The sequence below is a fragment of the Zhihengliuella salsuginis genome, from assembly GCF_014651715.1.
Taxonomy (GTDB): Bacteria; Actinomycetota; Actinomycetes; order Actinomycetales; family Micrococcaceae; genus Zhihengliuella; species Zhihengliuella salsuginis.
Genome location: NZ_BMXK01000002.1, coordinates 59,242 through 80,589, shown reverse-complemented (window position 1 = coordinate 80,589; position 21,348 = coordinate 59,242). Strand labels below are relative to the sequence as shown.

General features: G+C 67.7%; 15 protein-coding genes. 8 read left to right on the top strand and 7 right to left on the bottom strand.

The genetic code is table 11. The features are described 5' to 3' along the window. Positions 1-238: 238 nt before the first annotated feature. Together IE069_RS02440 and IE069_RS02435 are read right to left on the bottom strand one after the other, a co-directional pair. Positions 239-1,444, bottom strand: a complete 1,206-nt coding sequence (locus tag IE069_RS02440; RefSeq protein ID WP_189348533.1) for a DUF4192 domain-containing protein — start codon at positions 1,442-1,444, stop codon at positions 239-241. A gap of 114 nt (positions 1,445-1,558) precedes the next feature. Beyond that, positions 1,559-2,476 carry a proteasome assembly chaperone family protein gene (locus tag IE069_RS02435; protein WP_189348532.1) on the bottom strand — a complete coding sequence of 306 codons (918 nt, stop codon included), beginning with the start codon at positions 2,474-2,476 and terminating at the stop codon, positions 1,559-1,561. Positions 2,477-2,748: 272 nt separating this feature from the next. On the opposite strand from IE069_RS02435, the gene IE069_RS02430 reads away from it, so the two are divergent. The 4 genes from IE069_RS02430 (at position 2,749) to IE069_RS02415 (ending at position 8,398) form a co-directional block, all read left to right on the top strand. Further along, positions 2,749-4,269 carry a leucyl aminopeptidase gene (locus tag IE069_RS02430; RefSeq protein WP_189348531.1) on the top strand — a complete coding sequence of 507 codons (1,521 nt, stop codon included), beginning with the start codon at positions 2,749-2,751 and terminating at the stop codon, positions 4,267-4,269. 292 nt (positions 4,270-4,561) lie between these two features. Next, entirely contained in the window at positions 4,562-5,941 is a 1,380-nt protein-coding gene (gene lpdA, locus IE069_RS02425) for a dihydrolipoyl dehydrogenase (protein ID WP_189348530.1), read from the top strand. 170 nt (positions 5,942-6,111) lie between these two features. Beyond that, positions 6,112-7,893, top strand: coding sequence for a 2-oxoglutarate dehydrogenase, E2 component, dihydrolipoamide succinyltransferase (gene sucB / locus IE069_RS02420; protein ID WP_189348529.1), 1,782 nt, complete (start codon positions 6,112-6,114; stop codon positions 7,891-7,893). 154 nt (positions 7,894-8,047) lie between these two features. After that, the gene (locus IE069_RS02415; RefSeq protein WP_189348528.1) at positions 8,048-8,398 is read left to right on the top strand and encodes a hypothetical protein; all 351 of its coding nucleotides are present in this window, start codon (positions 8,048-8,050) and stop codon (positions 8,396-8,398) included. A 75-nt stretch (positions 8,399-8,473) separates the two neighbouring features. Here IE069_RS02415 and IE069_RS02410 read toward each other — a convergent pair whose 3' ends face one another. Then, entirely contained in the window at positions 8,474-9,979 is a 1,506-nt protein-coding gene (locus IE069_RS02410; protein WP_189348527.1) for a serine/threonine-protein kinase, read from the bottom strand. Between the two features lie 161 nt (positions 9,980-10,140). Between IE069_RS02410 and lipB the strand changes: the two genes are divergently transcribed. The 3 genes from lipB to IE069_RS02395 are packed head-to-tail and all read left to right on the top strand — an operon-like array spanning position 10,141 to position 12,548. Then, on the top strand, positions 10,141-10,845 hold the full coding sequence (lipB, locus tag IE069_RS02405) for a lipoyl(octanoyl) transferase LipB (protein WP_189348526.1): 705 nt from the start codon (positions 10,141-10,143) through the stop codon (positions 10,843-10,845). Next, a complete protein-coding gene (lipA, locus tag IE069_RS02400) occupies positions 10,842-11,777 on the top strand; it encodes a lipoyl synthase (protein ID WP_189348525.1) in 936 nt (311 codons plus the stop codon). Before lipB ends, lipA begins: the two co-directional genes overlap by 4 nt. A 12-nt stretch (positions 11,778-11,789) precedes the next feature. Further along, a complete protein-coding gene (locus tag IE069_RS02395) occupies positions 11,790-12,548 on the top strand; it encodes a DUF4191 domain-containing protein (RefSeq protein WP_189348524.1) in 759 nt (252 codons plus the stop codon). 87 nt (positions 12,549-12,635) lie between these two features. On the opposite strand, the gene IE069_RS02390 is transcribed toward IE069_RS02395, so the two are convergent. Continuing rightward, the gene (locus IE069_RS02390) at positions 12,636-13,058 is read right to left on the bottom strand and encodes an RDD family protein (RefSeq protein ID WP_229790900.1); all 423 of its coding nucleotides are present in this window, start codon (positions 13,056-13,058) and stop codon (positions 12,636-12,638) included. A gap of 223 nt (positions 13,059-13,281) precedes the next feature. On the opposite strand from IE069_RS02390, the gene glnA (IE069_RS02385) reads away from it, so the two are divergent. After that, positions 13,282-14,706 carry a type I glutamate--ammonia ligase gene (glnA, locus tag IE069_RS02385; protein ID WP_189348523.1) on the top strand — a complete coding sequence of 475 codons (1,425 nt, stop codon included), beginning with the start codon at positions 13,282-13,284 and terminating at the stop codon, positions 14,704-14,706. Between the two features lie 231 nt (positions 14,707-14,937). Here glnA (IE069_RS02385) and IE069_RS02380 read toward each other — a convergent pair whose 3' ends face one another. From IE069_RS02380 to glnA (IE069_RS02370), 3 genes are all read right to left on the bottom strand, one after another. Continuing rightward, on the bottom strand, positions 14,938-16,743 hold the full coding sequence (locus IE069_RS02380) for a BCCT family transporter (protein WP_189348522.1): 1,806 nt from the start codon (positions 16,741-16,743) through the stop codon (positions 14,938-14,940). A gap of 172 nt (positions 16,744-16,915) precedes the next feature. Next, positions 16,916-19,924 (bottom strand): bifunctional [glutamine synthetase] adenylyltransferase/[glutamine synthetase]-adenylyl-L-tyrosine phosphorylase, encoded by a 3,009-nt coding sequence (locus IE069_RS02375; protein ID WP_189348521.1) that lies wholly within the window; start codon positions 19,922-19,924, stop codon positions 16,916-16,918. Positions 19,925-19,928: 4 nt separating this feature from the next. Continuing rightward, positions 19,929-21,269 carry a type I glutamate--ammonia ligase gene (gene glnA, locus IE069_RS02370; RefSeq protein WP_189348520.1) on the bottom strand — a complete coding sequence of 447 codons (1,341 nt, stop codon included), beginning with the start codon at positions 21,267-21,269 and terminating at the stop codon, positions 19,929-19,931. Positions 21,270-21,348: the final 79 nt, after the last annotated feature.

Below are 21,348 nucleotides of genomic sequence, written 5' to 3'. Positions count from 1 at the left end.
GTCAAGTCCGGTTGGCCGCACACGGCGGCCCGGTCGCAGGGCCTTCGTACTGTCGAACGCCTGCAACCGCTCCGGTGTTCCCAATTTCTGTGAAGAAGCTGGAAATTGCGTGCCCCTCTTGCGAGAAGGCGCGAACCGGAAACACGGACCCAACGGGGTCTCGGGTTACATTGTCTCACGAAAAGCCATGGAGTGCGTTCAACAGGTCGGGCGGGCCGGGGCCGGATCGGCTCCCAGCCTAGGCCGCCCGTCGATGTTCCAGAGGGCGCCAGGCGCGGCCCCGGTCCTGGACCCACGAGGCGAATTCGCCCCGGTTCATCATGGTCGTGGCGATCAGCGCGAGATCGTCCTGCCGCTCCAGTCCCCCACTGCGCTCGAGCAGTGCCTGCGCGGCGGTGCTCCGGCCGCGGGCCCACTCCATCCACGCCATCATCGTGAGCAGCGACGAGCGGTCGCGTCCGTCCGTCGCGGGAATCAGCTCATAGGCGAGGTTCCACAGCCGGTCCAGCCGGTGCCAGTCGGGCGCGACCTCGGCGTCCCCGACGATGAAGTCGACTGACCGCTGCGCCAGCCGGTGAGAATCCTCCATGAGCTGCTCGAAGTCGTCCGGATCGTATCCGAGGTCGCCATCCTCCCGCGGAATATCGGCGTAGGCGCTGACGCCTGCGGCCATCGCCAGGAGCATGTTCCGCGATTGATACCGGTGCAGCCCGGCCACGACCGCGCCCGTGAGCACCGCGTCCTGCCGGAGCGCCGAGACGGCAGCCTCGGCCGGCATCGAGAGCAGGAGCTCCCAGCGTCCGAGAAGTTGCCGCAGGGTCGCGTGCGGGAGCTCGCCTCCGAGGCAGCCGGCGACGATCTCCCTGACCCGCGCCGCGTCCGGCCAGACCTCGTTGTTGGTCCCATCCCAGACGCCGGCCTTGGGCGCGCTCCCGCGAAACGTCATCTCCGCGTTGGCCTCGGTCGCTTCCAGCCCGTCGACCGGATTCCCGTCCGCAGGGCAGCACTCGGGCCTCTGACATCCGTAGTGGATCCAGCGTCCGCCCCCGACGTACCAGGCGCCGACGATCCCCACACCCTCCAGCGCCAGCGTGATGCCGAGGTGATCAAGCAGGCGGGCGTAGGGGAGGTCGGGCCCGCCGGTCGGACGGTCGCCGTAGGCCACGAGGAGTACGGAATCGACGTCGTCGAGCGGATCGACGAGACGGCCGACCCGGGCCGAGATCTCGAGATCGTCGGACTCCGCTGTGGTCCCGTCGGCCTGCGGACGCGGCAGATCCACGCGGAGGGTCGCCACGAGGCGCTTGTCCGAGAGCAGCAGCAGCGCCAGCGAACGCTCGGGCTCGAAGCCGAGCAGGTGCGGAACCAGGGCTAGCACATTGGCCGAATCGGACACGGACAGGCAGTCGACGGCGGGGTCAGGGGATGCTTGTGGGTTCGTCATACCCACACCCTGCCGGGCCGGTCAGCGGCTGCTCAGGCCCCGGCGAGGGATTGTGGATACCGTAGCCTGCCTCCGCTGCTGTGGACGGACAGTCGCGGCCACCCGCCGTCGACCTCAGCCGTCTTCGGCGCGCCGGCCCGACAGATAGGCTTCGGCAGCCTCGGCGAGGTCCTCGGCATCGGGCATCGGCTCCCCCGCCCCCAGCAGCAGCGAACGGCGCTGCTGCTGCGGAACGTGCTCGTCGAAGCGCTCCTCGAATTTCGAGACCATCCGCTGGATCTCCGGCGAACCGGCGACCTGCGACTCGATCTGCTCCTCGACGTTGCGCCCGGCCTCCCGCAGGCGGTCCGTCGGCAGGCCGAGCCCCATGGCGGCACCCAGGTGCTCGAGTGCGGCCACGGCCACCTGCGGGTACTCCGCGTCGCCGAGGTAGTGCGGCACGTGGAGCGTGAAGCCGACAACATCGCGCCCCCGCTGCGCGAGCTCGAGCTCAATCAGGTGGGCCGCCGACGCGGGTACCTCCGCGGTCGGGTTCCAGGTCGTCACCCCCTCGGCCAGATCGGGGCGGTTCCCGTAGACCGTGACGCCGAGCTGCCGGGTGTGCGGCACAGGCATCGGCACGCCGGTGAAGGAGGCGACCAGACGGACGTTCAGGGCTGTCGCCAAGCGGACGACGGCGGCGGCGAACCTGTCCCACTGGAAGTCGGGTTCGGGTCCGGTCAGCATGAGGAAGGGCGTGCCCAGTCCGTCGGTCAGCGCGTAGAGCTCGATCCGCGGCCGCTGGTAGGCGGTGAAGTGGTCCCCGAGGAAGGTGATCTGCGGCCGGCGCTCGCGGTAGTTGATGAGCTGGTCGGCGTCGAAGGACGCCACGAGTTCGGCATCCAGCTCTTCGAGGAGGACACCGCGGACCTGTCGCATCACGTGTCCGGCGTCGGCATGGCCGTCCAGAGCGATGATCAGGTCCCGTCCCTGCAGTGAGACGTCGTCGGCCACCTCGTCGTTCAGACGGACCAGCGACAGTGGATCCAGCACGTGTTCTCCTCTCGCAGCACTCAGCGGGTCTCCGGTGGAGCCCGCATACGTCAACCGTCCGGCGACGGCATTTGTTCCCCGGGGCGGGCGGCCCCGATTTCGCCCAGCGGCGAATCAACCCGCCAAGTTTAGCGGGATCGCACCATCTCCGGTGTGGCAGGCGTTACGATGCAAAGGACCCATTAAATAGTTTCGGGCCGCCTCCCAGCAGCGGTCCGATGAGCGTTCAGCAGCGGATGGGCCCGCGCTGGGCATTAAGGATTTCAGCTTTCGTGATCACTAGCAGCGACCTGAAACTAACGGCCGTTTCAACCGACATCAAACGTCTCGCCGCCGACGCCCTCGTGGTGGGCGTGGCCGCCGCCGAGGACCCGGCCAAGGATGCGCCGCACCTCGTCGCGTCGCCGCTGTCGAAGGCGGAGACCGCTGAGCTCGAGCGCGCACTGCGCCTCGCCGGGGCAACGGGCAAATCCGATGAGATCGTGCGCCTGCCCGCCGGTGAGGGCACGAAGGCCGACGTCGTCATCGCCGTGGGCCTCGGCAAGGTCGCCGACGGCTCGGTCGACACCGAGACCGTGCGCCGCGCGGCGGGCACCGTCGCCCGCCAGGTGACGGGTCTCGAGAAGATCCTGTTCGCGCTTCCGGCAGCGGATGTCGCCGCGGCGGCGGCGGTGGCCGAGGGCATCGCGCTCGGTGCCTACCGTTTCGAATCGCTGCGCTCGTCGAAATCCGACGAGACGGTGCTGGCCGAGGGCATCGTCGCCACGGACGCAGCCGTCGACGCGGCGCTCCCCGCCGCCTTCAAGCGGGCTGCCGTCGTGGGACGGGCGGTGCGCGCAGTGCGCGACCTCGTCAACACGTCGTCGAACATCCTCTACCCGGAGACGTTCGCCCAGGCCGCCTACGACGGCGCGAAGGCCCACCGCCTGAAGGTCACCGTGCTCGACGAGAAGCGCCTCGAGAAGGACGGCTACGGCGGCATCATGGGCGTCGGGCGCGGCTCCGAACGCCCCCCGCGTCTGGTCAAGGTGGAGTACTCGCCGTCCAAGCCGAAGAAGCATCTGGCCATCGTCGGCAAGGGCATCACCTTCGACACCGGCGGCATCTCGATCAAGCCCGCCTCCAACATGCACCACATGAAATCGGACATGGCCGGTGCGGCGACGGCCCTCCAGACGGTCCTCGCCGTCGCCGAGCTGGGACTGCCGGTGAAGGTCACGGTCTGGCTGTGCCTGGCGGAGAACATGCCCTCCGGCTCCGCGACCCGCCCCGGCGACGTCGTCACCATGTTCAACGGCAAGACCGTCGAGATCCTCAACACCGATGCCGAGGGCCGCATGGTCATGGGCGACGGTCTCGCCGCCGCCAGCCTGGAGAAGCCCGACGTCGTCCTGGACATCGCCACCCTGACCGGCGCCCAGATGGTCGCCCTCGGCCGCCGGACGACCGGCCTCATGGGCGACGCCGAGGTCCGCGACGCGCTCAAGGACGCGGCCGACGCCGCGGGCGAGGCCGCCTGGCCGATGCCGCTGCCCGAGGAGCTCCGGCCTTCGATCGCCTCCGAGGTCGCCGATCTCGCCAACATCGGCGAGCGTTTCGGAGGGATGATGACCGCCGCGGTGTTCCTGCAGGAGTTCGTCGGCGAGGTCGACGGCCGGAGGATCCCCTGGGCGCACATCGATATCGCCGGACCCTCGTTCAACGACTCGAGCGCCTTCGGGTACACGCCGAAGAACGGCACCGGCACCATGGTCCGCACTCTGGTCGGCTACGCGGAGTCCCTCGCAGACTGACCTGCGCGGACGTCCGACTCCGGACGCCGACGACGGCGGCTGGATCACACGCGGGCGCGCCGCATCTCACAACACGAGGTGAATCCGCACGAGAAGCCCGTCACTGCGCATTCTTTTACGACGTGATGGGCTTCTCTTGTGTCCTGGCCGTATGCCAGCAAGGGTGTATTCCGGCTAAGGTACTTCATGACAGAACACCGCAATGAACTGGTGGCGACGACCGTCACTGCCGGTTTCCCCATAGCAATTCCCGAATCCTCGGGAGCCCATCACATCGCGAGGGAGCGTTCAAGTGGCCGACACGGCAACAGCGCAAGAGTTTGACGTCCTGATCCTCGGCGGCGGCAGCGCCGGCTATTCGGCTGCACTGCGCGCCGTACAGCTCGACCTGTCCGTCGGACTGATCGAAAAGGCAAAGGTGGGCGGCACGTGCCTGCACACCGGCTGCATTCCCACCAAGGCCTACCTGCACTCCGCTGAGCTGGCGGAGAACGCACGCGAGGGCGCCAAGTACGGCATCAACACGGCACTCGAGTCGATCGACATGGCCAAGGTCCGCGAGTACAAGGACGGCGTCGTCGCCGGCAAGTTCAAGGGCCTCACCGGTCTCTTGAAGATGAAGAAGGTCACGGTCATCGAGGGCTCCGGCCGTCTGGTCGGCCAGGACACCATCGACGTCGATGGTGTCCCCTACAAGGGCAAGAACATCGTCCTCGCCTCCGGCTCCACGGCCAAGACGATGGGCATCGAGATCGGCGGTCGCATCCTGACCTCGACCGAGGCGCTCAACATGGAGTCGCTGCCCAAGTCCGCCATCGTCCTCGGCGGCGGCGTCATCGGCGTGGAATTCGCGTCCGTCTGGAAGTCCTTCGGCGTCGACGTCACCATCGTCGAGGGCCTGCCGAGCCTGGTCCCGAACGAGGACCCCTCCATCATCAAGAACCTGGAACGCGCCTTCAAGAAGCGCGGCATCAAGTTCAACACCGGCACCTTCTTCGAGAAGGTCGAGCAGAACGACGACGCCGCGAAGGTCACGCTGTCCGACGGCAAGACGTTCGAGGCCGACATCGTGCTCGTCGCCGTGGGCCGCGGACCCGTCACCGAGGGGCTCGGTTACGAGGAGCAGGGCGTCCCCATGGACCGTGGCTTCGTGACCGCGAACGAGCGGCTGCACACGGGCGTCGGCAACATCTACGCCATCGGCGACATCGTCCCGGGCGTGCAGCTCGCGCACCGCGGCTACCAGCACGGCATCTTCGTCGCCGAGGAGATCGCCGGCCTCAACCCGGTCGTCGTCGAGGACGTCAACATCCCGAAGGTCACCTTCTGCGAACCGGAGATCATGTCGGTGGGCTACTCGGAGCCGAAGGCGGCCGAGAAGTTCGGCAAGGACGCCATCGAGACGCAGGAGTACAACCTGGCCGGCAACGGCAAGTCCTCCATCCTCGGCACGAGCGGGATCATCAAGCTCGTCCGCGTCAAGGACGGCCCCATCGTCGGCGTCCACGGCATCGGCGGCCGCATCGGCGAGCAGATCGGCGAATCGCAGCTGATCGTGAACTGGGAGGCCTACCCGGAGGATCTCGCCCCGTTGATCCACGCGCACCCGACCCAGAACGAGTCGATCGGCGAAGCAGCCCTGGCTCTGGCCGGCAAGCCGCTGCACGGCTGACAGCCGTGGAGCGCACCGCGGCGGCGCGTCGCCTGCTCCCGTCATCTCGACGATCGCAGGCGGCGCCCCGGCCGTCAGGTGCACTAAGCTCGCAAATAGTCGTTTGAGGCCGCTCCCACCGCGCCGTCGGCCGTGATCTAGATTCAAGTCCATAGGAGGACGGGGACGAAATGTCTGAAACCGTGAACTTGCCCGCCCTCGGTGAGAGTGTCACCGAAGGTACCGTTACCCGCTGGCTGAAGGCCGTCGGCGACCGTGTAGAGGTCGACGAGCCGCTGGTGGAGGTGTCGACCGACAAGGTCGATACCGAGATCCCGTCGCCTGTTGCCGGCGTCATCGAAGAGATCCTCGTCGGCGAAGACGACGAGGCCGAGGTCGGCGCGCCGCTCGTGCGCATCGGCGACGGTTCCGGCGCCAACTCCGACGAGTCGGAGGCCCCGGCCGCCGAAGAGGAGTCGCCCGCCGAGGAAACGCCGTCCGAGGAGGCTCCCGCCGAGGAACCCGCTGCTTCGACTGAAGAGGCCCCCGCCGAGGAGGCACCCGCCGAGGAATCCGCTCCGGCCGGATCGGGCGATGCCACCGAGGTCACGCTGCCCGCGCTGGGCGAATCCGTGACCGAGGGCACCGTCACCCGCTGGCTCAAGGAAGTCGGCGACGAAGTCGCCGTCGACGAGCCTCTGCTCGAGGTCTCGACCGACAAGGTCGACACCGAGATCCCGTCCCCGGTGGCCGGCACGCTGCTCGAGACCCGCGTCGGCGAAGACGACACGGCCGAGGTCGGTGCGGTTCTCGCCCTGATCGGTTCGGGCTCGGCGCCGGCCGCGTCCTCCGAGCCGGAGGCGCCGAAGCCCGCCGAGTCCGAGAAGGAAGAGGAGCCGAAGGAAGCCGCTCCGGCTCCGAAGGAAGAGGAGCCGAAGAAGGAGGCCCCGAAGGAAGAAGCCCCCAAGGAAGCCGCTCCGGCTCCGAAGGCGGAATCTCCGGCTGCTGCCGCGACTCCCGCTGCATCGGATTCGTCCAACGACGGTTACGTGACGCCGCTGGTCCGCCGGCTGGCCAACAAGAACGACATCGACCTGAGCTCGGTCAAGGGCACCGGCGTCGGCGGCCGCATCCGCAAGCAGGATGTCGAGGAGGCCATCACCTCCAAGAAGTCCGCTGAGCCGGCTGCGGCTCCCGCCGCAGCTGCACCGGCGGCCAGCGCTCCGGCCGCGCCGAAGGTCGAGGTCTCCTCGCTTCGCGGCACGACGGCGAAGGCACCGCGCATCCGCCAGGTCATCGCCCGCCGCATGCGCGAATCGCTCGACGTCTCGACCCAGCTGACGCAGGTTCAGGAAGTCGACATGACCCGGATCGCGAAACTGCGGACGGCGGCCAAGGCCAACTTCAAGGCCGTCAACGGCACGAACCTGACCTACCTTCCGTTCATCGGGAAGGCCGTCACCGAGGCTCTCAAGCAGCACCCGAAGCTCAACGCCGAGTACGACGAGGAGAAGCAGGAGATCACCTACCACGGTGCTGAGCACCTGGCCGTCGCCGTCGATACCGACAAGGGCCTCCTCGTCCCGGTCATCCAGGATGCCGGCGACCTCAACATGGCCGGACTGGCCGGCAAGATCGCCGACGTCGCGGCACGCACCCGCGACGGCAAGATCGGACCGGACGAGCTTTCGGGCGGCACGTTCTCGATCACGAACATCGGATCCGTCGGCGCACTGTTCGACACCCCGATCATCAACCAGCCGCAGGTCGCCATCCTCGGCACGGGCGCGATCGTCAAGCGCCCCGTCGTCGTCACCACGGACGGCGAGGACACGATCGCCATCCGCCAGATGATGTACCTGTCGCTGACCTACGATCACCGACTCGTGGACGGCGCAGATGCGGGACGCTTCCTGCAGACGCTCAAGGCGCGACTCGAAGGTGGCGCGTTCGAAGGCGAGCTCGGCCTCTAGAGGCCCGCGCGCCTGGATCCGCAAGCGCCGGTGGGCGGCCACTCCTGCGAGTGGCCGCCCACCGGCGTTTCTGCTTCCATGCCCGTCCCACGATTGCCGATCCGCGGCTCCCCCCGCTTTTCGACACAGCGTCGAAGTACCTTAGACTGGGTGCATGGACTTCCTGCACACTCTCCTGGTCTTCTTCCACATCCTCGGTGCCGCCGCGCTCGTCGGCGGCTGGCTGGCGGCCTTCAAGACGCCGACCGTCGGCACCTGGCAGTTCATCGGCGCCTGGGTCCAGCTGGCGACCGGCCTCGCGCTGACCGTGCTCGCGGAGATGGGCACCGACCCCGTGAACCACGCCAAGATCGGCGTGAAGCTCATCCTGCTGATCGCCGTGCTCGTCGCCGCGATCATCGGCCGCAAGAAGATGAAGAAGGGCGAGGACGTCCCGAAGGGCATCGCCCACACCGTGGGCGGATTCTCCCTCGTCAACGTCGCTCTGGCCGTCTTCTGGTCCTGATTCCGCATCGTCCGGAGTACGACGCCGGATCATGGCGTGGCCGTCCCTTCGGGGGCGGCCACTTCTCGTTGGAGGCTACTGCCCGTCGGCGGCTTCGAGCGACGCGATCCTCCACCCGTCCGCCGTGCTCCGCAGCTGGAGGATCAGGTCCTGCTCTTCCGCTTCCGCGACCGTCTCCACCTGGGCGCCGGACTCGTCGACAACGGAATAGGGCAGGATGCGGCTCAGGACCCGCACGCGCTGCCCGTCGTCGTCCTGCGCCAGTACCACTGCGTCGCTCATGGTGATGGACAGGCCCTCGTAGCGGCGGCCTTGTGCGACCAGGGCGTCGATGACCTCCCTATCCGCCGATGCGGCCTCCTCCGAGGCGTAGACGTCGGCCAGGAGGTCCGGAGACAGCTGCGTCAGCGCCTCGCTCCTCCGCTCGGCGAGGGTCTGGACGATGTCCGCGACACCCGCCGGGACTGTCTGCGACGACGTCTCGGGGGCAGGCGCACTGCTGCTCGAGGTGGACCGGCCTCCGTTTTCCGCGGTAGCTCCTGAGCCGGTCGTGTCCGTCGTCAGAACGCCGTTGCCGGCCGCCCACGCGATCGAGGCCGCGGCCAGAACGACGACGCCCGCGGCCACTGCACCGGTCTTCCAGCGGCGCCCGGCGCGCCCGTCGGCTCCGGGGCGCCCAACCGCCGCTCGCCGTGCAGACCGGCGCTGTGCTGGCTGCGCCGGAACTCCGGGCACCGGTTCGGACGCCCCGGTCGCCGCCGTCCTGCTCGGCGAGTCGGCCAGATCCAGGGGCTGCGGCTCCCCCGCAGCGAAGATGCCGATCCAGAACTCCTCGGCCGTCGGGCGACGCCCCGGGTCGACGTCGAGCGCCCGCTCGAGCAGGTTCGACGCCTCTTCCGGCAGGCTGGGCAGGGCGCGCCGGCCCGATGCGGCATCGTGCCCCGCCCCTGTCAGCGCGAACCGCATCAATGCCCCCAGGGCATAGACGTCCGCCTTGCGTTCATCGGCAGCGTGCTTGTCGGCGGAGGGATCGCGCACCTCCGGCGCAGTGAAGCCGGGGTGCCGCGTGGGAAGGTCGCTCCGCCCGAGCAATGCGGAGAATCCGAGTTCGCCGAGCTTCGGCCGCCCCTCGGCTGTGAAGAGGATGTTGCCCGGGGTGACATCACCATGGGCGGCTCCCTGCTCGTGCAGGTACGCCAGCGCGGCGGCGATGGGGGCGACCAGAGTCACAGCCGCGCCCGGCGAGACAGCCCCTTTCCGCGCTATCAGCTGCTGTGCCGTCCCGTCGGGCAGGTACTCCATCAACAGGCCGAGCCCCTGCTCGGAGGACGCCCACCCGTGCATTTCGACCAGGTGGTCGTGGCGCAGCGACTGGAGGGCGTCGGCCTCGCGACGGCGAACCTGGAGACCGTCGGGCGATTCCGTCGCGACCTTCAGCGCACAGCTCCTCTCCTCCCCCGGGCGCCGCACCTCGTAGACGGTCCCGGTGGCCCCGGAACCGATTCGACGCACGATCTCGACAGCCGCGGTACCGCCCCGCAGGGCGTCCGAGAAGCTCGCTTCGTTGAAGTCTTCTGTCATCTCACCGACTCTATCGGCCGGAGCCGGAGCGGGCGGCTGTGTCGGGTCGTTTCTCGCCATACAACAGTTCTATCTGGTTTTTTGACCCCCTCCGAGGTTATCCACAGGCCATGGCGTTATCTGAGTGGCATCGTCACCGCCCCCCGCGTACGCTGTCGCACATGTCACTGACTTTCCGACGACTCGGTCTCGACCCCGAATTCGTTGATTACAGCGAATGCTGGGACCTTCAACGAACCATCCATTCCGAAGTCCTCGCCGGCGAGCGGTCCCCAGAGGTCCTGCTGCTGGAGCATGCCTCCGTCTACACGGCCGGCAAGCGCACCGAGGAGATCGACCGGCCGCACGACGGGACCCCCGTCGTCGACGTGGACCGCGGAGGCAAGATCACCTGGCACGGACCGGGCCAGCTCGTCGCCTACCCGATCATCCCGCTCGCGAACCGCGGTGCTGTGAAGGACTACGTGTGGCGGCTCGAGGAGGTCCTCATCAAGGTTGTCGCCGACTACGGCATCGAGGCCACCCGCGTCGAGGGACGGGCAGGCGTTTGGGTTCTGGGGACCGCCGGGGCCCAGGACCGGAAGATCGCCGCAATCGGCATCCGCGTGCTCAAGGGCGTGACGCTTCACGGCTTCGCTCTCAACTGCTCCAACTCGCTCGCCGCCTACAACCGGATCATCCCGTGCGGCATCACCGACGCGTCCGTCACGACCATCAGCGACGAAATCGGACGCGACGTGAAGCCGAGCGACATCGTCGAGCGCGTCCAAGAAGAATTCGAGCGGCTGCTGCCCGCAGCCTTGGCTCCGGAGTCGGCCCACAAGGCCGCCTCCACTGAACCCACCACCCAGGGAGTACCCGCATGACCTTGGCCCCCGAAGGCCGCCGCCTTCTCCGCATCGAGCAGCGCAACGCCTCGACCCCAGTCGAGCGCAAACCCGACTGGATGAAGGCGAAGGTCAACATCGGCCCGGAGTACTTGGAGCTGAAGAACCTCGTGAAGTCCGAGGGGCTCCACACGGTCTGCCAGGAGGCGGGCTGCCCGAACATCTTCGAGTGCTGGGAGGACCGCGAAGCGACGTTCCTCATCGGCGGCTCGGCATGCACCCGGCGCTGCGACTTCTGCCAGATCGACACGGGCAAGCCCGCGCCCGTCGACCGCGCCGAGCCGTTCAAGGTGGCCTCCAGCGTCAAGAAGATGGAGCTGCGCTACGCGACCGTCACCGGCGTGGCACGCGACGACCTCGAGGACGAGGGAACGTGGCTCTACGCCGAGACCGTCCGCCAGATCCACCGGATGAACCCTGACACGGGCGTCGAGCTGCTCATCCCCGACTTCTCCGGCAACCCGGACTACCTCGACGAGATCTGCGATTCGGCCCCCGAGGTCTTCGCCCACAACGTCGAGACCGTCCCGCGCATCTTCAAGCGCATCCGCCCTGCCTTCCGCTACGAGCGTTCGCTCGACGTGCTGACGCACGGCCGCAACCGCGGGATGATCACCAAGTCGAACCTGATCCTCGGCATGGGCGAGACGCGCGAAGAGGTCTCGCAGGCGCTTCAGGACCACCACGACGCAGGTTGCGACTTGATCACGATCACGCAGTACCTGCGCCCCAGCGAGCGTCATCTGCCGGTGGACCGCTGGGTGAAGCCGCAGGAATTCGTGGAGTTGAAGCAGGAGGCCGAGGAAATCGGCTTCCTGGGCGTCATGAGCGGGCCGCTCGTGCGTTCGTCGTACCGGGCCGGAACGCTGTGGCGCGAAGCGATGACAAAGAAGGGCCGGGAGATCACGTAGAATTAAGCCATTATGGCCAACACCTCCAACAGCGCATCCGCACAGGAGCCGCAGAAGCGCGGCCTCTTCAAACGCAAGCCCAAGGAAGAGAAGGCAAACAAGGAACCCGGGCGCCTGAAGCAAATCGCCCAGGTGTTCAAGATGACCCGCCGCTACGACCCGAGCGTCGTCTGGTGGATGGCCCTCGTATTCCTCGGCGTCGTCGCCGTGGGGCTCGTCGTGGGCCTGTTGATCAACAACTGGGTCACCCTGCTCCTGATCTCCATCCCGATCGGCCTGCTGCTGGCCGTGATCGTACTCTCCCGCAAGGCGGAGACCGCGGCCTTCGCCCAGATCGAGGGCCGTCAAGGCGCCGCCGGTGCCGCCATGAGCGTTCTCAAGCGCGGCTGGAACATCAAGGAAGAGCCGATCGCCGTCAGCCCGCGAACCCAGGATCTGGTGTTCATGGCCATCGGCCGGGCCGGCGTCGTCCTCGTGACCGAAGGTCCGACGGGTCGTGTCAAGACGCTGGTCGACGGTGAGCGTCGACGCATGTCGCGCGTGCTTCCCAACGTCCCGATCCACGTCATCAACGCCGGCTCCGGCGAGGGGCAGACGAAGCTCGGCGACGTGGCCAAGAAGATGAAGAAGCTTCCGAAGAAGCTCAACAAGACCGAGGTCCACGCCGTCGACCGCCGGCTGAACGCTTTGGGCACCGGGAAGCTCCCGGTCCCCAAGGGCATCGACCCGATGCGGGCCCGCCCGGACCGCCGCTCCAGTCGCGGCCGGTAGCGGACGCCCGCCCGTCTCCGGAGATCAGAAAGGGGGCCTTCCATTGCGGAAGGCCCCCTTTTGTTCTGCCAGTCTGCCAGGAGGTCGCTAGCGCGTCCGCACCAGGATGGTCCCGCGGATCCGGTCGTGCAATCCACGCTGATCCTTGTCGGAGATGAACGCAGGGACGACCAGGCACATGAGCAGCGTCCTCAGGACCCCGTCCAGCGGGCGGACCGCCGAGCCGTCGAGCCGCTGGACCTGCATACCCATGACGCGGTGTCCCACCGTGTGGCCCGTGACGCTGACGAAGAGCAGCGTCGAGGCCGCGAAGACGGTCAGGTTCGCGAAGGCGTCGCCATCGAAGAAGATGAACGAGACCAGCATCGACAGTCCCCAGTCGATGCAGATCGCCACCAGTCGGGTGCCGATCCTCGCGATGCTGCCCGGCCCGGACTCCGGGCGCCCCAAAGTCTTGCCGGGCCATTCGTCTGCGTGCAGTTGCGGCGGGCCTTCGAGCCACGAACCCAAGTCTCTTCTTTCCACGCTTTCCAGACTACCGCGCCCGGCTGGGTTGACGCCGCACGAGGCCCGGAATCACCGGCCTTCCGGGGCCGCGTAACACCCCGGAAACAATTGCGTCACCAGCGGGTAACGCCGAATAGTTAGGGTTGCTACTAATCTCGGGGACAAAACATCCGAGACGTCGGGCCTCGCTTGCCGACGTTGAATGCACACCAAGGAGCAGTTCTAGATGTTCAAGAATCCAGACGAAGTCCTCAAGTTCATTGCCGACGAAGAAGTGAAATTCGTCGACATCCGATTCACCGACCTGCCGGGTGTGCAGCAGCACTTCAACGTCCCTGCCAAGACGGTCGATGCGGACTTCTTCGTCAACGGCCAGCTGTTCGATGGTTCCTCCATCCGCGGCTTCCAGGGCATCGCCGACTCGGACATGCAGCTGATCCCCGACGTGAGCACCGCCTTCGTCGACCCCTTCCGCGTCGAGAAGACGCTGGCGATGAACTTCTCCATCATCAACCCGCGCACCGGCGAGCCGTACCACCGCGATCCGCGCGGCGTGGCCGAGCGCGCCGAGGCCTACCTCGCCTCGACCGGCATCGCCGACACCGCATTCTTCGCCCCCGAGGCAGAGTTCTTCATCTTCGAGAACGTCCAGTACGAGTCCAAGCCGGAGGGCTCCTTCTACAAGGTCGACTCCGACGAGGCGCCGTGGAACACCGGCCGCGCCGAGGCCGGCGGAAACCAGGGCTACAAGACCCCCGTCAAGGGCGGCTACTTCCCGGTCTCCCCGACCGACAAGCAGGCCGACCTGCGCGATGCCATCTGCGTCGAGCTGGACGCCGCCGGCCTCGAGGTCGAGCGCTCCCACCACGAGGTCGGTGCCGCCGGCCAGGCGGAGATCAACTACAAGTTCAACACGCTGACCCACTCGGCCGACGACATCCTGAAGTTCAAGTACATCGTCAAGAACGTCGCCGACGCCTTCGGCAAGTCGGCCACGTTCATGCCCAAGCCGATCTTCGGCGACAACGGCTCCGGCATGCACTGCCACCAGTCGCTGTGGTCCGACGGCGTCCCGCTGTTCTACGACGAGAAGGGCTACGCCGGCCTCTCCGATGTGGCCCGCTGGTACATCGGCGGCCTGCTCAAGCACGCGTCGGCCGTCCTGGCGTTCACCAACCCGACGGTGAACTCGTACAAGCGACTGGTCAAGGGCTACGAGGCCCCGGTGAACATGGTGTACTCGCAGGGCAACCGCTCCGCCGGCATCCGCATCCCGATCACCGGTTCGAACCCGAAGGCCAAGCGCATCGAGTTCCGCGCCCCCGATGCCTCCTCCAACCCGTACCTGGCCTTCGCCGCGCAGCTGCTGGCCGGCCTGGACGGCATCAAGAACCGCATCGAGCCGGCCGCGCCGATCGACAAGGACCTCTACGAGCTGCCGGCCGAAGAGGCCGCCGGCATCCAGATCGCCCCCGCTTCGCTGGAGGAGGCGCTGGACGCCCTCGAGGAGGACTTCGAGTTTCTGCTCGCCGGTGACGTGTTCACCGAGGACCTGATCAACACGTGGATCGAGTACAAGCGCGAGTTCGAGATCAAGCCGCTGTCGCTGCGCCCGAACCCGTATGAGTTCGAGCTCTACTACGGCGTCTAAGTTCTTCAGACAGCAACGACGGCGGGGTGCCGCCCTGGGAGACCAGGGCGGCACCCCGCCGTCGTTCTCCCCGGCAACGGCCCTGCCCGGGCCGGGCGTCGCCGCACTCCGCCGGTGGCGCGACCCGGAGGACGCGCGCACGCAGCGTGCGGCCGGCCAGTGACGCGAAAAGCCGGTGGCCTCCTCCCCTGTGCTGGGGAGGAGGCCACCGGCTGACGGCGGCTCGGGAGCCTAGGAGTTCCTGATGCTCTCGGACGAGGAGCCGTCCGAGCCGGAAACTGCTTCCTGCTCGTCGGTGTTGGCCTCCAGCGTGTGGATCTCGAACGGCTCGCCGTCGTAGCGGTCCACGGCCGTGGCGACCGTGTCCGCGAGGACCTGGCGCGCCAGCTGCCCCTGCAGGACCACCGCATCCTGCGACAGATCCTTCCAGAGCGAGACGCAGAGCAGCAGCATCACGATCAGGAACGGCAGAGCCGAGACGATCGTGATGTTCTTCAAGCCGGTCAATGCCGCGGCCGGGTCGTCGCCCCCGGCCAGGAGCATGGCCGCGGCCACGGCTCCCACGGCGATGCCCCAGAAGATCACGGTCCGGCGGCTCGGCTCGGTCGAGCCGTTCTCAGACAGGGTGCCCATCACGATCGACGCCGAGTCGGCGCTCGTGATGAAGAAGATGCCGATCAGCACCACCGCGATGATCATCATGGTCACCGACAGCCACGTCGGAACCTGGAGATGCAGCATGAAATCGAACAGCGCGGTGTCGAAGTTGAGGTCCGGCGCACCCTCGACCATGTTGACGATGGGTTCGATGACCCCGCCGGACTGCTCGGCGCGCTGCTGGATCCCGATGGCTCCGCCGCCCATGATCGAGAACCAGATGAGGGAGATGACCGTCGGGACCACGAGAACGCCCGTGACGAACTGGCGGATGGTGCGGCCGCGGGAGATGCGGGCGATGAAGAGGCCGACGAACGGGGTCCACGAGACCCACCAGGCCCAGTAGAAGATCGTCCAGGACGACATCCAGGCTTCGAGTTCCTCGCCACCGGAGGCGGCAGTCCGCGAAGCCATGGTCGGCAGGTCGGCGATGAAGGAGCCCAGCGCGTTCGGCAGGACGTTCAGGATGAACAGCGTCGGGCCGCCGATGAAGACGAGCGCGGCCAGCAGGATCGCCAGGACCATGTTGATGTTGGACAGCGCCTGGATGCCCTTGGCGATGCCGGAAGCCGCCGAGGCGACGAAGCCCGCCGTGAGGACCGCGATGATGACGACCAGCGTCGACGTTCCGATGGACTCCATGAGTCCGACCGACTGGATGCCGCCGCCGATCTGGATGGCTCCGAGGCCGAGCGAGCAGGCAGATCCGAAGAGCGTCGCGAGAATCGCGAGGATGTTGATGATCTTGCCGCCGATGCCGTTGACGGCCTTCTGGCCGAAGAGGGGCACGAACATCGAGGAGAACAACTGGCTGCGGCCGAGGCGGAAGGTGCCGTACGCCAGGCCGAGGCCGACAATCGCATACATGGCCCACGGGTACAGGCCCCAGTGGAACATCGTGGTGCCCATGGCCGTCAGCATCGCCTCGGAGGTCTGTGCATCGACTGTTCGGGGCGGCGGCGCCATGTAGTACCAGAGGGGCTCGGCCACGCCGTAGAACACCAGGCCGATACCCATGCCGGAGGCGAACATCATCGCGATCCAGGAGGAGGTCCGGAATTCCGGAACCTCATCGTCCTTGCCGAGTCTGATTGTGCCGAACTTGCTCGCTGCGACGACGATCACGAATATCAGGAAGAACGACGCGGCGACGATGAAAAGCCAACCGAAGTTGCTGATCGTCCCGTTCAACATGACGCCCGCAACGTTGCTCAGGCCAGTAGGGGAAACGAAACCCCAGGTGACGAAGGCGACCGCCAGAACGCCGGCGATGCCGAAGATCAGCTTGTCGAGGCCCTTTTCGCGCGGTGGGCGCTGCTTGCGCTTGGTGATTTTGTGGAGTGCTTGAAGTAGGTCTCGCGTTGATTCAGGTGTGCTCATAAGTCGATATGGCCGGATTTGCTCTCAGCGTTCGCCGGCCACAGGTCCTTCCACTTTCGGTGGGCTGAGGGCATAACGGATCTACCATAGCCAATTCTCAACAACCCTTGCAGACTCTTTGGCTATTATGTGTTTTATGCCACACGGAGACTGTCTGCGACGCGTGGGTGTATTAATTGAATCCGTAGAAATGGCGCTCGAAAACCTGCCGGGCCAAACGCGTCGCCCTGCGGTAGTCCTCCTCCAGGTGGCCGCCGCCACCCTGCTCGTAGCCGCACCACCGGGCCACCGCCTCGAGATCCTGCCAGCTGCGCGGCAGGACGTCGGAGGGCCGGCCCGTGGCGATGAGCGTGGCGCTGCGGACGCGTGTTGCGAGCGTCCATGCACTGTCCAGCAGCTGGACGTCCTCCCCGGCCAGAATGCCCTCCGCTGCGATGGCCCGGAGCGCCTGCCGCGTCGACTGCGTCTTCAGCACCGGATGCGACTGCGCGTGCTCCATCTGGATGATCTGGACAAGCCATTCGACGTCGCTGAGGCCGCCTCGTCCGAGCTTGACGTGCAGGGCGGGATCCGCGCCGCGCGGAAGTCGCTCGGCCTCGACGCGCGCCTTGATCCGGCGGATCTCGCGCCGGTCGTCATCGCTGAGACCCGTGCCGTAGCGCACCTCGTCGACGACCTCCATGAAGGCGGCGGCAACCGCCGCCTCGCCGGCCATGGGCCGGGCCCGCAGCAGGGCCTGACGCTCCCACGTCACCGCCCATTTCCGGTAGTACTCGCGATAGGAGTCCAGCGACCGCGCCAGGGCTCCCTGTTTCCCCTCCGGCCGGAGGGCCGCGTCGACGGTCAGCTTGATCTCGGCCGGCACGGCGGGCCTCAGCGGTGCGGTCAGGAGCTGGCTGATGCGGGTGGCGATCCGCGCGGCCTGTTCCTGGGCCACCTGCGCGTCGGCCCCCTCGCGGGGGCGGTGGACGTACATGACGTCCGCGTCGGAGCCGTAGCTGATCTCCTGGCCGCCCTGGCGGCCCATGGCGATCACGACCAGGTCGGTCAGCAGTTCGCTCTCGTCCTCGACCTCCTGCTCGGCGACGGTCAGGGCGGCCTGGACGCAGGCCCCGTCGGCGTTGGAGAGCGACAGGCCCACCTCGTCGACGTCGATCAGCCCGGCCCCCTCGGCCAGCGCGGTCCGGAGCATCTCGCGGCGTCGGTTGATGCGGATCAGCCGCATGCCCGACTCGGAATTGTTGTGGCGTCTGAGCTTCGCCGAGTTCTCGCGCAGCAACTGCTCGGACCGCAGGGGCTTGAGCTCGTCGTCGCTGCCGAGCCAGGCCACCGATTCGGGCGAGACCTCCAGCCAGTCGGTCAGCAGGCGCGACGACGACAGGATGCGGCAGAGACGCTCCGCCGCCGCGTTGGAATCCCGCAGCAGGCCCAGATACCAGGGGCTCTCCCCCAGCCGCTCGCTGATGCGGCGGAATCCGAGGAGACCGGCGTCCGGGCTGACGCCCTCCGCGATCCACCCGAGGAGGACCGGCAGGAGCTGGCGCTGCAGGGACGCACGGCGGCTCACCCCGGCCGTGAGGGCCTCGATGTGGCGCATCGCGCCCTGCGGGTCGAGGTAGCCGAGCGCGGCGAGCCGCGCCTGCGCGGCCTCCGGGCTCAGCTTGACGTCGTCGGTGCTGAGGTTGGCGGCCGTCGCCAGCAGCGGACGGTAGAAGATCCGCTCATGCAGCGATTTGACCTGGCGCTTCGTCTGCTGCCACCGCTTGGCCAGCAGTTCGGCGGTGTGCCGCTTGACGGCCGCGGGCGGCTGGGCGGCGCGGGCCAGGGCCCGCTGCGCCGCCTCCTTCGTCGGCATCAGGTGGGTGCGGCGCAGGTGGACGAGCTGGATCCGGTGTTCCAGAACGCGGAGGTAGCGGTAGGCGGAGTCGAAGTCGATGGCGTCGGTGCGGCCGATGTAGCCGGCCTCGCTCAATTCCCGGATCGCGCCGGTCGTGTCCCGCACGTGGAGTGAGGCGTCGACTCGACCGTGCACGAGCTGGAGGAGCTGGACCGTGAACTCGACGTCGCGCAGGCCTCCGGGTCCGAGCTTGATCTGCCGCGCCACCTCCTGCTGCGGGATGTTGTCGGTGACGCGCCGCCGCATGCCCTGCACCGACTCGACGAACCCGTCGCGCTCGGAGCAGGACCAGATCATCGGCGACACGGCCGCCTCGTAGTCGCGCCCGAGCTCGCCGTCGCCGGCGAGGTGCCGCGCCTTGAGCAGGGCCTGGAACTCCCAGCTCTGCGCCCACCGCTGATAGTAGGTCATGTGCGATTCGAGGGTCCTCGAGAGCGCCCCCTCCTTGCCCTCGGGCCGCAGGTTGGGGTCGACCTCCCACAAGCCGGGTTCGATGCCGGAGGAGCCGACGATCTGGGCCATGGCGCTCGCCAGGGCGGCGGCGATGCCCGCCGCGACCGACTCGTCGAGGTCCTCCGCGGCGTGCACGTAGATCACGTCGACGTCGGAGATGTAGTTGAGTTCCCGGGCGCCGCACTTGCCCATGCCGATGACGCTGAGGCGGACCCGGGCGATGTCCTCGGGATCGAAGTGCTCTGCCAGATCGGCCCGGCCGACCGCGAGGGCCGCCTCGATGGCCGCGGCCGCGGCATCCGCCAGCTCGGCCCCCACGGACGGCATGACCGCCAGCGGGTCCGCGGCGTTGAGATCCCGCAGTGCGATCCGGACGACTTCCGCGCGGTAGGCCACGCGCAGCGCCTGCGCCCCCTCTGCCCCGGCCTCCGCGGCGACCCACCGGCCGTCGGGGCCCTCGGCTCCCACCGATTCCAGTGCACGACGGCGGAGCTCACCTGCGGATTGCTGGCTGCAGGCGGCGTCGTCGAGCTCGATCAGGGCCAGCTGGTCCGGGTGCCGGAGCAGGAACTCCGCGAGCGCCTCGGAGGCCCCGAGCAGGCGGAAGAGCCGTGGCCGGATCCGGTCGTCGGCCACGAAGCCGACGACCTCCGGGGCCCGCTCGGCCAGGCGGACGAGCGAGAGCAGCGCCAGATCCGGGTCGGCCGCCGTCGAGAGGCCCTCGAGCAGGTGTCCCCGCGAGGACTCGGCGAGCTCCGGGGCCTCGAGGAACCGGCGCGCCCGCTCGACGTCGTCGAATCCGGCCGTGATGAAGTCTCGAGTGGAAAACACGACGTCAGAGGATGCCGAGGTACCGGTTGATCTCGAAGGGCGAGACGTTCTGCCGGTAGGCCGACCACTCGTCGCGCTTGTTCCGCAGGAACGAGTCGAAGACCTGCTCGCCCAGCACCTCGGCCACCAGCTCGGAATCCTCCATGACCCGAATGGCGTCGTGCAGGCTGCCCGGCAGCGGATTGTGGCCCAGCGCCCGCCGCTCGGCGTTGGAGAGGCTCCAGACATCGTCCTCGGCGGCCTCGGGCAGTTCGTAGCCCTCCTGGATGCCCTTCAGGCCGGCTCCGAGGAGCACGGAGTAGGCCAGGTAGGGGTTGGCCGCGGAGTCGATGCCGCGGTACTCGATCCGCGCGGACTGCCCCTTGTTCGGCTTGTACAGCGGGACGCGGACGAGCGCGGAACGGTTGTTGTGCCCCCACGACAGGTGGCTCGGGGCCTCCCCGCCGCCCCAGAGGCGCTTGTAGGAGTTGACGAACTGGTTCGTGATGGCGGTGAACTCCGGCGCGTGGTGCAGGATCCCGGCGATGAACTGGCGCGCCGTCTGCGAGAGCTGGTACTCGTGGCCGGCCTCGAAGAACGCGTTCGTGTCGCCCTCGAAGAGGGAGAAGTGCGTGTGCATTCCGGAGCCCGCGTGCTCGGAGAAGGGCTTCGGCATGAACGTCGCGTAGATGCCCTGCTGCAGGGCGACCTCCTTGACGACCGTGCGGAAGGTCATGATGTTGTCCGCGGTCTGCAGCGCGTCGGCGTAGCGCAGGTCGATCTCGTTCTGCCCGGGACCGTTCTCGTGGTGGCTGAACTCCACCGAGATGCCGACGGCCTCGAGCATCGTGACGGCCTTGCGGCGGAAGTCCTGGGCGACGCCGCCGGTGACGTGGTCGAAGTAGCCGCCGTGGTCGACGGGGATCGGATTGCCGGCCGCGTCGAGGTCGTCCGACTCGAGGAGGTAGAACTCGACCTCCGGGTGCGTGTAGCAGGTGAAGCCCATGTCGGCCGCGTGCGCGAGCTGGCGCTTGAGGACCTGGCGGGAGTCGGCCGGCGAGGGCGTCCCGTCGGGGGTGAGGATGTCGCAGAACATGCGGCTCGTCGGCTCAACCTGCCCGCGCCACGGCAGGATCTGGAACGTTGAGGGGTCCGGCTGCAGCAGCATGTCGGATTCGTAGATGCGGGAGAGCCCCTCGATCGACGAGCCGTCGAAGCCGAGTCCCTCCTCGAAGGCCCCCTCGACCTCGGCCGGAGCCAACGCGACGGACTTCAGGGAGCCCACGACGTCGGTGAACCACAACCGCACGAAGCGGACGTCGCGCTCTTCAATCGTCCTCAGCACAAATTCCTGCTGACGGTCCACTTGGGTCTCCTTCCACGTCGACGCAGTCGTCACGACGTCGACCTACTTGGCACTTCCCCGACGGGATCGGTCGCCCCGA

Coding starts and splice junctions, on each gene's coding strand:
- IE069_RS02440 (WP_189348533.1), bottom strand. CDS start 1,444: ATGACGAACCCACAAGCATCCCCTGACCCCGCCGTCGACTGCCTGTCC.
- sucB (WP_189348529.1), top strand. CDS start 6,112: ATGTCTGAAACCGTGAACTTGCCCGCCCTCGGTGAGAGTGTCACCGAA.
- IE069_RS02415 (WP_189348528.1), top strand. CDS start 8,048: ATGGACTTCCTGCACACTCTCCTGGTCTTCTTCCACATCCTCGGTGCC.
- IE069_RS02410 (WP_189348527.1), bottom strand. CDS start 9,979: ATGACAGAAGACTTCAACGAAGCGAGCTTCTCGGACGCCCTGCGGGGC.
- lipB (WP_189348526.1), top strand. CDS start 10,141: ATGTCACTGACTTTCCGACGACTCGGTCTCGACCCCGAATTCGTTGAT.
- lipA (WP_189348525.1), top strand. CDS start 10,842: ATGACCTTGGCCCCCGAAGGCCGCCGCCTTCTCCGCATCGAGCAGCGC.
- IE069_RS02395 (WP_189348524.1), top strand. CDS start 11,790: ATGGCCAACACCTCCAACAGCGCATCCGCACAGGAGCCGCAGAAGCGC.
- glnA (WP_189348523.1), top strand. CDS start 13,282: ATGTTCAAGAATCCAGACGAAGTCCTCAAGTTCATTGCCGACGAAGAA.
- IE069_RS02380 (WP_189348522.1), bottom strand. CDS start 16,743: ATGAGCACACCTGAATCAACGCGAGACCTACTTCAAGCACTCCACAAA.